This window comes from Hymenobacter terrenus (assembly GCF_000972495.1).
Classification (GTDB): Bacteria; Bacteroidota; Bacteroidia; order Cytophagales; family Hymenobacteraceae; genus Hymenobacter; species Hymenobacter terrenus.
Window position 1 is genome coordinate 823,320 of the sequence record NZ_LATM01000001.1, and the last position, 14,184, is coordinate 837,503.

Below are 14,184 nucleotides of genomic sequence, written 5' to 3' on the forward strand. Positions count from 1 at the left end.
ATTAGGTATAAATTACTTAACCAGCTACGCTTGACTGCTTACTTCTCCGCTTTGATGCGGGCAGCCGCTTCCTCGGCTTCACGCAGAATCTGCTTGGCTTCACCTAAGAGGCGGCGGCCGGGATTCAGTTCGTCGCGGGCAATGAGGGCGAACAGCAGGAAGAATGAGGCAAATGGCAACACCCAGCCCAATACAAACCACAGCCAGAATGACCGGCCCCGGCTCTGCGCGCAGTAGCCGGTGAGAATCGGAATAAATGAAATGGCCACTGCCATCACGAAAAGCATGTCGACAAAGAGCATAGGCTTGCGAGGTTGGTAGTGGTTAAGGTTGCGACGGGCCGACCGTAGTTCGAAGATACGGATTAATGAACACTGAGTGAAGCTGCTGAGGTAAATTTTTGTTTGGCTATAGCACTATTCGGCCGTTTTTTCCGTAGTTCGGGGCGAAGTCGGGCCCGCAGCGGGCACGGCCGTCCTGAACTTGTCCATGTGGGAACACCAAAGTCTGTTTCGCGTCTCTGCCCAGCTCTTTGCCGAGGGCGTTTTTAACTTGCTCGACCGCAGCCTGCGGCCCGAAGTGTTTCTGCTAGGCTTCGCTTCAGCGAAGGAATCAGACGAGCCCGATGCCGTCGTACTGGAGCCAACGTCCATCCGCTACACCCCCGCCGATTTCAGGCAGGTGAAGGCAAAAGCAGCGGGCCTTGAGGCTGATGCCGGCCCCCAAGGCTCCGTGTACCACCTGCACCCTAACGACCACGACCGGTTCGAAAAGCAGCACTGGTACGAGCTGGTGTGCCGGGCAGCGGAAACCACACTGGCCAGCCTGACCGCTGCCCGCCACGAAAACCGACGCTCATTTTGCTCAGTGCCCGTGAGCTTGCAGGGCTACCTGGTGACGGTGGTGCTCCAGCTCGCGGCCGACTGCTACGACGGGTACTATTCGCTGCCCAAACCCGGTGTGGGGCGCCCTTCCAACCTGCCCCACGCCACGGTAATGGAGTTTTTGCACGATTGCACGCGGGCTTTGCGCGAGGCCGACACGGCCGATAACGACCAGCCCGTACTCGACCGCGACTACAACGAGGTGCTGCGCTCGGCCGGCCGCCGGCTGATGCTGCGCGTGGCCCCCGCCGGCACCCACGGCCTCTACGATGCCTGCAACGGCGTGGCCGCCCTGCGCCACGAGGGCGACGAAGGCATCGGCACGATGCTGGTGAGCCGGCGCCTGCACCCGGCCATCGTGCCCGTGCTTACCCTCGAAACGCCCGTGCCCATGCGTGACCACCGCTCCATCCGCAAGCTACTGGAACTGAGCGAGGGCCACACGGCTCTGATTTCGGATGCCTCTTATGTATTCGGCCTGGGTCAGCTCGTGCCCGAGTCCGACGGGCAATACGAGCCCTTGGTCACGGTGCATTTCACCAACCACTACAGCTGGGAAATGAGCCACGCGGGCCGCGTACTCATGCGTGTGGTGAGCAACACACCCCGCCTGCCCCAGGGCCGCGTGGCCGCCGATAATTTTGCGCGCACGGTTCGTATCGTCTTCCCCACGCTCAATGCCGACAGCATTGATTACCTCTGGGACCTGGCCCAAAAAGCCACAACCCAACCCACGGGCACCATTCTGGTCATCAGTACCGGAGCCGCGCACGAGGCCAAGCGCCTAGCCCGCCAGTGTTTCCGAGTAGTGCCGCGCATCATGACGCCCTCCGTGCTGCGCCTCGTTACCAACATTGATGGGGCCGTGCTCATTGAGCCCAGCGGCATGTGCTACGCCATCGGTGCCATCCTCGACGGCTTGGCCACCGAAAAAGGTGACTCGTCGCGCGGCTCCCGTTACAATTCAGCCCTGCGTTATGTGAACAGCAGCAAATACCCTGTGCTGGCCGTGGTGGTAAGCGAGGACGGCTGGATTGACTTGCTCCCGTCGTAGAAGCTGTTTTGAATTAATAAAAACAGTCATGCTGAGCTTGGCGAAGTATCTCTACCGCAATAGTAAATGAAATACTTCCGCAATAGAGATGCTTCGCCAAGCTCAGCATGACCGTTTCAACAGGTTTTTAACGAAATCAAACAGCCTCTAAGTCATTTAACTTATTAATTGATAACTGTTAAATAAACTCCTACCCGTTGACTGTGCTCATCATGGCTTCGGGGTAGCGCAGGCCGGCAGCAGCGGAGCCTTTGGGCGCGATTTCGTCCAGTTGAGCCAACTCATCTCTCGATAGCTCAACTTCCAGTGCGCCGAGATTTTCTTCCAGATATTTTACGCGCTTGGTGCCGGGAATCGGCACTACGTCTTCCCCTTGGGCCAACACCCAGGCCAGGGCTAGCTGCCCGGCAGTACAGCGCTTTTGCTGGGCTAAATCATTGATACGAGCTACCAGACCGAGGTTTTTCTGGAAATTCTCGCCCTGGAAGCGGGGTGAGAAGCGCCGGTAGTCATCGGCTTCCAAATCCTCAAACTTCTGAATCTGCCCCGTGAGGAAGCCCCGGCCCAGCGGCGAATACGGCACGAAGCCTATGCCCAAGTCGCGGATGGTGGGCAGGATTTCATCTTCCGGCTCACGGCTCCACAGCGAATATTCGGATTGGAGGGCGGCGATGGGATGCACGGCCGCGGCGCGGCGCACGGTGGCCGGCGCGGCTTCGCTCAGGCCCAGGAAGCGGACTTTGCCTTCTTCCACCAGACGGCTCATCGCGCCTACCGTCTCTTCGATGGGCGTGTTGGGGTCGACACGATGCTGATAGTAAAGGTCGATATGGTCGGTACCCAGGCGCTTGAGACTGCCTTCGCAGGCGGCTTTGACGTATTCGGGCCGGCCATTGATGCTGCGCTTGGTGGGGTCGTTGGGGTCGCGCTGAATGCCAAACTTAGTGGCCAGCACAATGCGTTGGCGCTTGCCTTTGAAGGCCTGACCGAGCAGCTCTTCGTTTTTGTAAGGCCCGTACATGTCGGCGGTGTCGAAGAAAGTCACGCCCAGCTCCAGGGCCCGGTGCAGGGTGCGAATGCTTTCGGCATCGTCCTGGCCACCGTAGAAGTCAGACATGCCCATGCAGCCCAGGCCGAGGGCCGAAACGGTGAGGCCGGAGCGGCCTAGTTGGCAGGTTTTCATAAGGTCGGAATGGTTGGGGTTGAACGAAAAGCGCGTTCCTGCTCAATGAGCAATACGTACCAGGCGCTCAAACTGGCTCACCTGGTTTTTGGTTTTCAGCAAAGTCTCCCACCGGCAGCCACGCGTTTCCAACGCACTGCTCACTGGTTTCAAGCTTCAGACTGGCCGTCGCCCCACCCAATGGCCGCGCCTGAACCCGCGCCCCCGCTTACCCCACCCCTGCCCCGCTTTCCCAAACCCCCGCTCCACCTCTCCATCTCCCTGCCACGCCTCTCCAAACCCTCGCCCGACCTGCCAAACCTTCGCCACGCTTCTCCAAACTCCCGCCCCGGGCTTCCTAATCCAGGAATCACCCGAAAAAATCCTAGTTCCAGCTCTTCTCGCCCTCGCCACACCCATGCTGGCTACCCGCCGTACCTTTGGGACGTGAAAGTCTCCTCGAAAATTGCCTGGCGCGGGGCCATAGTCGCCTGTGCCGCCTGGGTGGCCGCCTGCTCCTCTCCCAACAAGCCGATATCGGAAAAGCAGCCTCCCTCTCCTGCTACCACCGCCGAAATGGCCCTCATGGCCCGCCACGACTCACTGATGGCGAAAGAAGACGAGCTGTTCGCTCTCAAAAGTAAAATCGCGGCGACCCATTCCCCCGCCGCTGGCCCCTACCTGCGGGGCATTGCCGCCGCCGATGCTGCCATGATGAGCTGGATGCACCAATACCGCGCCCCCGATACCACGGCCGCGCCGGCCGCCCGCCTCGCTTACTTTCAGCAGCAGCAGCAGGTACTGGCGAGAGTTAGCCAGCAGTTCCGCGCAACGATGGACTCGGCTGCGTTGTTTATCAGCCAGCATCCGGCCACTGCCGCGCCGGGGACGCCCGCCTCACCCAAATAGCCCATGTTCCAACGCTTGCTTCTGCTGCCTATTCTGGTGGCAACTTTGTTTACTGCCTGCTCCGACCCCAAGGCCCCTACGGCTGCCCAGTTGCCCATCATGGGTGAGCGCGACGTGCACCCCCGCGCCGACGGCGGCCCCGCCGACACCGTGTTTGCCACCGTGCCCGCCTTCCGCCTCACCAATCAGGCCGGCCAGGTTATTACCAATAAAACCTTCGCGGGCCGGGCTTATCTAGCCGATTTCTTCTTCGCCACCTGCCCCGGCATCTGTCCCAAAATGCAGGGTGAACTGCTGAAAGTATACGCCAAATACGCCAAGGACCCGCGCATCGTCTTCCTGTCGCACACCATCGACCCGGCTCACGACAGCATTCCCGTGCTGAAGGATTACGCCCAGCGCCTGGGCATCGCGGATGCCAACCGTTGGCACTTTGCCACCACCGGCGCCCACGGCGAGCCTACGGCCAAAGACACTGTTTTTCAGCTGGCCCGCGCCTACTTCACCGCCGCACTGCCTGATAAGCAGGCGCCGGGTGGCTTTGCTCACAACGGCACTTTCGCTCTGGTGGACGACCGGGGGCACATCCGCGGCCTCTACGACAGCCTGAACCCCAAGGAAGTGGACCGTCTGTTCGCAGAGTTGCCCATATTGCTCGCTGAAATTGACACCCGCAAACCGGGCGTAGCAGGCCGTTAGCGCTGTCTTAAAAATCAGGCCATCGGATCAAACATTCTTGTTAGTCAGTTGCATGGCCTATTGAGCGTGATACCACGAATTGCTCTCTGAGCAATTCGTCAGCCCGCTGGGGTAACCACCGCCATTGAATTAGGGGTGCCGTAAGGATGCTTTGGCTCCCTCGCAGCTCATTCAGCTTATTGCTTTCACCTCTCCCGAACAGCTTACATGCCCTACCGACATCTTTTCACAGGGTTTCTGCTGATTCTACTGCTGCCCGGCTGCTTCAGCAACAACCGCCACCAGGGCGAGAAGCTGTACGCGCAGCACTGCTCCGGCTGCCACGGCGACCAAGGCCAGGGGCTGGCGCGCCTCATTCCGCCCCTGGCTGGTTCCGACTACCTAGTCAAGCACCGCGCCGAATTGCCCTGCCTGCTGCGCAACGGTCAGAACGAGCCTATCGTGGTGAATGGCGTGACTTACCACAACGTCATGCCCGGCAATAAAACCATGAGTACTGCCCAACTCACGAACTTATTGAATTACGTCGAGAATCATTGGGGCAATAAGGCAGCGCCACGCACCATTCTCGAGGTGCAAACGAAGCTAGATTCTTGCCGCGTGCCGTGAGGCAATGACAGCCCTTCTAGGGTGAAGAGTGAAGGTAGAAATGGGGTGGTGCCATTACGCTTAGCTAACCGAGGAGTAGCTCTGGTGCCCACAAAGCATGAACCAACGCGGCAACTGTGAGCATAATGCTCACGTAGAGTTGTTTTTGAGCCGACCTCATGCTGAATTATCAATGGCGGCAATTTAGCCGGCCACTTGAGAATCAGCCGGTACATCGTACCGAGTGGCCACTTCTTGCCTTCGGTTATCCCGTTCCTTCAACTAAAAAAGCGTAGAAGGCCGTAGTCGATTAGCTCGACGAAGGTCACTGCCGCACTTTGCCCGTTCTTTTTTCTTCAAACGGCTACTCTTGACTGATGCGGCCAAAGCAACTGCATGACGTTGATTATCCGCTGCTATTTTACAAAAACCATTGGCTTATTACTCCTGATAAGTACCCTTACTGGCAAGGCTTTTTCGCCGCACGCCGCCTCTTCCGATAGTATTACAGTAGCCATTGAGCCCACTTACAATGATGTTAACGCCATTCACCGAGCGCTGTTTGGTAACAGTTATCGGCGGCTTTGGGCAATGCCGGTTAAGCTGCGGGTATTTCATTTAATGAAGGAAAAAGGCGGGTTGACCGTGTTGGAAAAAGGTGGCGGCCTGCAAACGAAGTCCCTGCGCATGCAAGATGCCTCTGGCCAGCAATGGGTGCTGCGGACCATCCAAAAATATCCTGAGCGGGCCCTGCCGGCTTCCTTGAGGCCAACTATTGCCAAGGATATTTTGCAGGACCAAGTGTCAGCCTCGCATCCGTACTCCGCGCTCGCAGTACCACCATTGGCTGAGGCCCTGCACATTCCGCACGCACACCCCGAAATTGTGTACGTGCCCGACGACCCCGCCCTGGGCGAATACCGGAAGGATTTTGCAAATCAGGTTTTCCTGTTTGAGGAGCGCGAACCTTTGGATGCCGAAAAAACAGACAATACCGAAAAGACCCAGGCCCGGCTGCAAAAGGACAATGACAACCGGGTAAACCAGCAAACGGTACTCAAAGCCCGCCTACTGGATATGCTACTCGGTGACTACGACCGGCACGAAGACCAGTGGCGCTGGGAGCGCATCGAGAACGACAAAGGCAGCCTGTACGAGCCGGTGCCCCGCGACCGGGACCACGTGTTTTACAAACCGTCCGGTGTCTTCCCGAAGGCTTTGTCACTTCATTTATTAATGGCTAATGTGCAGGGATATGACGACCGTATTCGGTCTATTAATCGCTGGAATCTTAAAGCCCGCTATTTCGACCGCTATTTTTTAAATTCACTAAGCGAAGAAGACTGGAAAACCCAAATTGCCTACGTGCAAAGCACTCTAACTGACAGCCTGATAACCAGAGCTATCAGAACCATGCCTCCAGTTATTTATCAAGTTGGTGGGGCCCAGATTATCAAAAATTTAATTGCCCGTCGTAATAGCTTGGAGCGACAGGCTTTAAAGTATTACCGCTTTTTATCTAAAACGGTAGACGTTTCAGCTTCGGATAAGCGGGAAGAGATAGAAATAGCGTACCAAGCGAAGGGCAAGTTGTTGGTAATTATTCGGAAAAGGGAAAAAGATGGTAAAGCCGGTCTGATTCTTTATCAACGCCTGTTCGACCCGGCCGTAACTCATGAACTCCGACTGTATGGCATGGGTGGGGAAGACGAATTTACCGTGACCGGCAAGAAGCCTTCGGCCATTCGGGTGCGCCTCATTGGCGGTGACGCGGAAGACACATTCACCGTTGATGCCGACCGGCGCTCGAAGCGCAAACTATGGATTTACGACCGTTCGGACGAACCAAATAAGCTGCCACCCGCCAGCCAAGCCCGGCTGCGCACAGCTGCTGACACCAGTATTAATTATTTTAACAAAAAGAGCTTTCGGTACACCTATTTCCAGCCGTTATTTTTTGTTAATTACAATAAAGACTATGGCTTCCAGACAATCGGTAATTTTATTTATCAAAAGCAGGGGTTCCGAAAAGCCCTCTATGCTTCACGGCAAAACCTGCTCGTGAATTATGGCTTTGGCAACAGCTCTTTACTCTTGAATTATGTCGGGCATTTTAAAAGAGCTGTTGGACCTAACGACCTGACTGTAAACATTGTTTCCAGAGGACCAAATTACAACAATAACTTTTTTGGCACGGGCAATGAGACTAAGTTTGTCAATTCTGGTAATCAGCGCATTCAGTTTTACCGGAACATTTATAATCTGCTCAACGGGGATGTTCGGCTGAGCCGCGGCTATGGGCCTTGGCGAGTAAGCGCCGGACTTACGGGCCAATATTACACGAGCGGCAGGACTGAAAACCGCGACCGTTTTCTGAAAGTGTATGACGCGCAACGTCCTGATGAAGATGTGTTTAGTAGTCAGACTTATGCTGGCCTGGTTGCGGGCGCCACCCTCGATACCCGCGACAGAGGATTGATGGCCCACAGAGGCGTGTACTGGGACCTCAGCTTGAGTGGGCTGCGGCGGCTTGACACCAAGCAGCGCACGTTTGGGCAGTTGCTAACGGAATTCAGCTTTTATTTAAATCCCCTTCGCGATTCCAGTTTGATAATTGCCAACCGGACGGGGGGCGGCACTACGATAGGCGACGCGGCTTATTTCCAACAGATGAAGCTGGGCGGCAATCAAAACCTCCGGGGCTTTTACCTGTGGCGCTTCACTGGCAAAAGCATGGCCTATAACAATTTAGAAGTTCGCTTAAAATTATTTGATTTCACTTCCTATTTGCTGCCCGGTACCCTAGGATTAGTTGCATTTAACGACGTGGGCCGGGTTTGGTCACCGGGAGAATCATCGGAGAAGTGGCACACCGGATACGGCGGCGGCTTATACTTTTTACCGGCGCAACTATTTCTTATACAAGCAGTTATGGGCTTTTCAAATGAAGGCACCTATCCTTACATCTCCGCTGGTTTCCGGTTTTAACTAAGCACCGGATTGATATACACGGGTGGTATAAACAGCACAGGGTTCGGGTAGAGTTGCCGAGTCGTAGATTAAATCCCAGCCGCGCCCGAAGTGAGTTCCAGACGTCCAACAGCCGCTAGCAATATCTGTAGCAATCTACCTCCTCCCCGCCTAATCATTTGTTCTAACTATGATTTCCAGGTTCCTGCTCCCTCTGGCTTTCGTGCTGTCGTTGGCTGAAGCACCGCAACGGGCAACTGCCCAAACGCCCCTACCGCCGGCAACCGATACAGTGCCGCACAAGTATGAGAACCCCAGCGGAGTAGTTACCTCCACCAAGAAGCCGTTCTTTAAGAGCAAGGGGTTTCGCGCCGTCATCGTGCCGGCCGTGCTCATTGGCTATGGGGCGAGCACCATCAATGGCAATGGGTTTTATAGCTCTTACGACGCCAACAAGGACATTCGTCGCGCCTTCGGCAGCTATCGCAGCCGCATTGATGATTACCTACAATGGTCGCCCTTCTTCGAACTAGGCGGTGTGCTGCTGGCGGGCGTCGAATCGCGCAATGACCGGCTGAATCTAGGGCTAGTGATTCTTAAAAGCGAGGCAATTATCTACTCGTCGGCTTTCATTGTCAAAAAGTTGACCAGGGTGCAGCGGCCCGATGGTTCCGACAAGCTGTCTTTCCCCTCGGGCCACACGGCGCAGGCTTTTTTGGCGGCCAGCATCGTGCACACCGAGCTTCGGGATAAAAGCCAATGGTACGGCGTCGGCGCCTATACCATTGCTACCAGTGTGGCGGCCTTCCGTATGATAAATAACAAGCACTGGCAATCCGACGTGTTTGCCGGAGCGGGCATGGGCATCCTCTCGGCTCATTTGGCCTACCTCAGCCACCGTAACCGCTGGGGTCGCAAGCCTATTGGCCGCGATGTAGGCATTGTGCCCACCTGGATTCCTGGCGGCGGTACCGGCCTGCTACTCAGTTGGCACCCATCTAAGTAGGCCGAAATCAGCACTGGCAACTTCTCCGCCTATGGCGGATAAAGCCAAGACTGTTGGCCGCTACAGTCCAATTTTATTATTCCAGTCCTATTCTGGGGGCTATTTCGCCTCGTCTGAACCCACTTTTCGCCGTAGATTGCACTTCCAATCCACTTGCATTCATACTCCATAATATGGGTCTGTTCGACTTCTTGAAAAATAAGCCTGGCGACGAAAAGCCGGCCACTCCAGCCCCCGCAACTCCTGGCACGCCCCCAGCCGGAGCCGACAAACCCGCCAACGGCCCCCGTTACCAGGGTGCCAAGTTCACGGCGCCGCCCGAGCCCGTAGCGCCAGTCCCTACCTTCCAGCTGCCTGAGCCGCCCCCGCAGCCCTTCGCCCCGGAAAACGTGCTGGAACAACTCCTGCTGCTGGCCGCTACTGATGAGAATGCTCGTCCGGCGTTCTACCAGGCGCTATTGCAGGAGGAAATCCTGATGATACTGGCGCCCAACGAAAACCTCGCCGAGGGCGAGGTGGTCCTCACCGAAGGCCAGGAAATACAGCTCCAGATTTTGTCCGATGGCAAGCTGCCCATTTTTTCCTCGGTGCCCCGCCTCACCGATGGCGGCGTGGACAATGGCCCTGTGAGCTACGTACGCCTGCCCGGCCACGCGTTTTTCAACATGATACAAGGCCAGGACTGCGTGCTGAACCCATTCTCGCCCGCCGGCAAGCTGCTACCGAAAGACGAACTGGCGGCCCTGCTCGCCGGACAGCTCACCGGGCCGCTCTCGCCCGGTGGCGGCGATGCTCAGGTGCTGCTCAGCCAGCCCGCTGAGTTCCCCACCACCATAGCCGAAGCGGTAGCGACCTGGGCGGCTACCCAGTCGCACATCGAAGCTGCCTACTTGGCCCAGATGCAGCTCGCCGACAATCCCAATGTGCCGCGCCTGCTGCTGGCCTTCGAAAGCACCAGCCTCGACCCCAGCTTTATGCAAGAGCTTGGCCCCGTGCTCCAAGGCAAGACCGACGCCTACCAGTTCGTGGATTTGATGCTGGTAGATAAGACATCCGACGAAGGCGTGAATCCTTATTTCCGCACGGTAGAGCCGTTCTATCGGGCGAGCTAACCTAGGCGCACTCCGTGCAGCAGCGATTCTTTCAGAGCGTCATGCTGAGCGGAGCCGAAGCATCTCTACCGCGTAAGTAATCCAGTTTACCAGGATTTAGTTACTCCGGCGAGATGCTTTGGCTCCGCTCAGCATGACGTTCTTTTTTCTGTTTTTTAGTAAGTTGTCCTATCTCACATGAAATTCGCTTCGCTCCTATTCCTGGTGCCTTTCGCCGCTTTGGCTCAACCCAAGCCTGCACCACTGCTCCCACCGGCCGACCCAAAAATTCAAAAGCTGGCAGATGAAATCTCCGCCAAGAACCTGGAAACTGACATTCGCAAGCTGGTATCCTTCGGCACACGCCACACGCTGAGCGACACCCAAAGTCCCACGCGCGGCATCGGGGCGGCCCGCAACTGGGTGAAGAGCGAGTTTGAGCGGTACAGCCAGGCCAGCGGCGGGCGCCTGATTGTAGAAATGGACACGTTCACGGTAAAGCCCGATGGCCGCCGCATCAATAAATCGGTGCTGATGGCCAACGTGCTGGCCACCCTGCCCGGCACCGACCCCACCGATACTCGCGTCATCCTCGTGAGCGGCCACATCGACTCCCGCGTGACCGACGTGATGAACGCCACCGCCGACGCACCTGGCGCCAACGACGACGGCTCCGGCACGGTGCTGGTGATGGAGCTGGCACGCGTGCTAGCCGGCCAGAAGTTTCCCTGCACCCTCAAGTTCGTGGCGGTGCAGGGCGAAGAGCAGGGCCTCTACGGCTCCGGCCATCTCGCCGAGCGGGCCAAGAAGGAAGGCTGGAACCTGGTGGCCATGCTCAACAACGACATTGTGGGCAACTCGCACGGCTTCGACCCCGAAATCAATGATGACAAGCACTTACGCGTGTTCAGCGAAGGCGTGCCGGCTGCTGAAACGCCTGAGCAAGCCAAAATTCGTCGTCAGCTCAGCAGCGAGAATGACTCTCCCAGCCGCTTGCTGGCCCGCTACATTGAGCGCACGGCGCAGCTCTACGGCAAAGGCCACCAGGTAGTGCTCGAATACCGCCCCGACCGCTTCCTGCGCGGCGGCGACCACACGCCGTTCAACCAGCAGGGCTTCGCGGCCGTCCGCTTCACCGAAATGAACGAGGACTACACCCACCAGCACCAGGACCTGCGCACCGAAAAAGGCCGCGCCTATGGCGACGTAGTTGAGGGCGTGGATTTTGCCTACCTGCGCCGCAACGCCGGGGTTAACCTTGCCACCATAGCCAGTCTGGCCCTGGCCCCCGCCGCGCCCGCCAAAGTTGAGGTGCTCACCGCTGACCTTACCAACCGCACCCAGCTACGCTGGCAGGCCCCAGCCACCGGTGCCAAACCCGCCAGCTACGTGGTGCTGGTGCGCGAAACTAGCGCCCCGCAGTGGCAGCAGCGCTTCCCCATAACGGATACGAAGGCTGACTTACCCATCAGCAAAGACAACTTCATCTTCGGCGTGGCGAGTGTAGATGCGGCCGGGCACGAGAGCGTGGCGGTGCTGCCGGTGGTGGGACGGTAGTCGGTAATGTTATCAAAGCAACTATCCGGCGTGCCAACAGTAGGGAATCAGTAACTACGTACCTGTTGCCATGGCAGAATCAATTATCAATTGGCTGGTTCACCTGCGGAGGGGACGTCCATTTTGAGTCTGAGGAAGCCTGCACGGTTCGCTTCGAAGCCATTGACGCGGTAGGTAATCGGGTAGTTGCTAGTGGCACGTCTGTTCCCTTGAGGGCACCCAAAAAGTGGCGTGTTGCCGGGGAAATTATTAGCGTTTCAACACTGGCGGGACATTGCTAAAACAATGCTTGTAATGTCCCCTTGTTATGGGCGATACATCCCCCAACACTTACCAACCCCACAAACCATGTCGCTGTTTGTCATTTTCCTCATCATCGTTCTTGTCCTGCTTTCCGGCATTCGCATTGCGCAGGAATACGAGCGGGCCATTGTGTTTCGGCTGGGCCGGTTTACGGGCACGCGCGGACCGGGGCTGTACTGGATTATCCCCTTCATCGAGCGCCAACAAACCATCGACATCCGCACCAAGACCGTTGATTTGGAGCAGCAGGAAACCATCACCAAGGACAGCGTGACCATTAAGGTGAACGCCGTGTTGTGGTTTCGGGTGGTGAACCCGGCCGATGCCATCATCAAGGTGGCCAACTTCAACCAGGCCGTATATCAATTATCCGTGACGGCGCTACGAAATATCATCGGTCAGCATCAGCTCGATGAGGTGCTGCGGGAGCGGGCCCAAATCAACACTGCCCTGTTGCAGATTGTGGATGCCGCCACCGAATCCTGGGGCGTAAAAATCGAGCTGGTTGAAATCAAGGACGTGGAAATTCCGGAGTCCATGCAGCGCGCCATGGCCCGCGAGGCGGAAGCCATCCGCGAAAAGCGGGCCCGTATCATCAAGGCCGAAGCGGAGTTGGAAGCGAGTATTAAGCTCACGCAGGGCGCCAAGCAAATGGAGGAAAGCCCCATTGCCCTGGAGTTGCGCCGCATGCAGATGCTGTCGGAGATTGGCATTGATAATAATACGACGACTATCATGCTCATTCCGTCGGAGTTTACCAACGCGGCTAAGAGCTTCACACAGATGGTAAACCAAGGAAATACTCCTGCTTCTTAGCGTAGCGGGACCTCACCCCCTGACCCCCTCTCCCAAAAAGAGGGGGCACCGGACATGCGCGAATGAAAGCTGAAGATAAATCAACAAAAAGCCCGCTCTCCAGCGGGCTTTTTATTGCGGCTAACGATAGGTGCAAGACCGGTGCCCCCTCTTTTTGGGAGAGGGGGTCAGGGGGTGAGGTCCCGCCGCGCAGCAACCACGCTACTTCTTGGCAGCAGCCGCCAGCACCTCCTGATTGAGACGAGTGTACTCGGCTTTCGACACCTCGTTTTTGTCGGCTTTCACCAGCTCTAACGACTTATTCGCGGCTTCAATGGCTTCCTTGTTCTTGCCTTGCTTTTGCAGCAGCTTAGCTTTCCAGTAATAGCCATAATACTCCGTGGGGTCGGTTTTGATGTATTCGTCGAGCCAGCCAATGGCGGTGGTCAGGTCCTTGCCGGTATTATAGTAATACTGGGCGGCCGTGATGTAGGGTTTCTTCTCGCCCTTCATGGCTTGCTCAATCTGCCCCATCACAATACGGTCGGGGTCGGAGGTGATGGGCAGGGTCACTTGGGTACGGTCCCAGCTCACGACTAGGTCGGCAGCATTGGGCTTGAGGTTTTCGACGGTCAGCGACATGGTTTCGACCGGAGCGGCCAGCTTGCTGGGCTTGGCTTTGACGCGCAGCACATCAAGCGCTTGCTTATACTCGTAGGTGCCCCACTGCGCCGTGTCGCGGTTCAGGATAAAGGTCCATTCTTTGGCGTCGGGGATAGTGAGCAGGGCGTAGGCTCCAGCCGATACGCTTTGACCGTTGATTTTCACCTCTTCCCCAAAGCGCACCTTGGTAACGGTATTAGCACCAGTGCGCCACACCGTGCCGTTGGGCACGAGGCTACCGAAGGCGACTCGCCCCCGCAGCGAGGGCCGCGAGTACGTCAGGTCGATATAGGAGGTAGAGAAACTTTGGCGGATGTGGGTGGCGGGACTCAGGGGTAGCACCGTGAGCTTGGTTTGGGCTTGGGCGGCGGTGCTGAGCAGCAAGCCCGCGGCGAGGAAGTTGACGAAGTGTTTCATGGCCCAAAGATGCCGACTGCACCTTGAAGATGCAGAAGGGTCGTCGGGTTTTGTGGAAGAGCAGGTGAACAACCACCGGCCCCACC

The 14,184-nt window shown here is 57.1% G+C and carries 12 protein-coding genes; 9 read left to right on the forward strand and 3 right to left on the reverse strand.

Going from position 1 to position 14,184, the window contains the following annotated elements; translation table 11 throughout:
• Positions 1-38 precede the first annotated feature (38 nt).
• A complete protein-coding gene (locus WX88_RS03535; RefSeq protein ID WP_156175924.1) occupies positions 39-302 on the reverse strand; it encodes a hypothetical protein in 264 nt (87 codons plus the stop codon).
• A gap of 187 nt (positions 303-489) precedes the next feature.
• Here WX88_RS03535 and WX88_RS27160 point away from each other — a divergent pair, with 187 nt between their 5' ends.
• Positions 490-1,938 carry a diadenylate cyclase gene (locus WX88_RS27160; protein ID WP_052732292.1) on the forward strand — a complete coding sequence of 483 codons (1,449 nt, stop codon included), beginning with the start codon at positions 490-492 and terminating at the stop codon, positions 1,936-1,938.
• Between the two features lie 190 nt (positions 1,939-2,128).
• Here the strand turns inward: WX88_RS27160 and WX88_RS03545 are convergent, their stop codons facing one another.
• Positions 2,129-3,121, reverse strand: a complete 993-nt coding sequence (locus tag WX88_RS03545; RefSeq protein ID WP_046242831.1) for an aldo/keto reductase — start codon at positions 3,119-3,121, stop codon at positions 2,129-2,131.
• Between the two features lie 426 nt (positions 3,122-3,547).
• Here WX88_RS03545 and WX88_RS03555 point away from each other — a divergent pair, with 426 nt between their 5' ends.
• From WX88_RS03555 to WX88_RS03590, 8 genes are all read left to right on the forward strand, one after another.
• Entirely contained in the window at positions 3,548-4,009 is a 462-nt protein-coding gene (locus WX88_RS03555) for a hypothetical protein (protein ID WP_156175925.1), read from the forward strand.
• Between the two features lie 3 nt (positions 4,010-4,012).
• The gene (locus WX88_RS03560) at positions 4,013-4,708 is read left to right on the forward strand and encodes an SCO family protein (protein ID WP_046242834.1); all 696 of its coding nucleotides are present in this window, start codon (positions 4,013-4,015) and stop codon (positions 4,706-4,708) included.
• A 207-nt stretch (positions 4,709-4,915) separates the two neighbouring features.
• Positions 4,916-5,317 carry a c-type cytochrome gene (locus WX88_RS03565; RefSeq protein ID WP_046242835.1) on the forward strand — a complete coding sequence of 134 codons (402 nt, stop codon included), beginning with the start codon at positions 4,916-4,918 and terminating at the stop codon, positions 5,315-5,317.
• Positions 5,318-6,373: 1,056 nt separating this feature from the next.
• A complete protein-coding gene (locus WX88_RS03570; RefSeq protein ID WP_231590619.1) occupies positions 6,374-8,284 on the forward strand; it encodes an outer membrane protein assembly factor in 1,911 nt (636 codons plus the stop codon).
• Between the two features lie 172 nt (positions 8,285-8,456).
• Positions 8,457-9,272: a phosphatase PAP2 family protein gene (locus WX88_RS27165; protein ID WP_052732293.1), complete on the forward strand. Its 816-nt coding sequence runs from the start codon at positions 8,457-8,459 to the stop codon at positions 9,270-9,272.
• 173 nt (positions 9,273-9,445) lie between these two features.
• On the forward strand, positions 9,446-10,384 hold the full coding sequence (locus tag WX88_RS03580; RefSeq protein ID WP_046242837.1) for an enhanced serine sensitivity protein SseB C-terminal domain-containing protein: 939 nt from the start codon (positions 9,446-9,448) through the stop codon (positions 10,382-10,384).
• Positions 10,385-10,561: 177 nt separating this feature from the next.
• Entirely contained in the window at positions 10,562-11,920 is a 1,359-nt protein-coding gene (locus WX88_RS03585) for a M28 family peptidase (RefSeq protein WP_046242838.1), read from the forward strand.
• Between the two features lie 348 nt (positions 11,921-12,268).
• A complete protein-coding gene (locus WX88_RS03590; protein ID WP_046242839.1) occupies positions 12,269-13,039 on the forward strand; it encodes a slipin family protein in 771 nt (256 codons plus the stop codon).
• Positions 13,040-13,240: 201 nt separating this feature from the next.
• On the opposite strand, the gene WX88_RS03595 is transcribed toward WX88_RS03590, so the two are convergent.
• A complete protein-coding gene (locus WX88_RS03595; RefSeq protein ID WP_046242840.1) occupies positions 13,241-14,098 on the reverse strand; it encodes a DUF2911 domain-containing protein in 858 nt (285 codons plus the stop codon).
• Between the last annotated feature and the right edge of the window lie 86 nt (positions 14,099-14,184).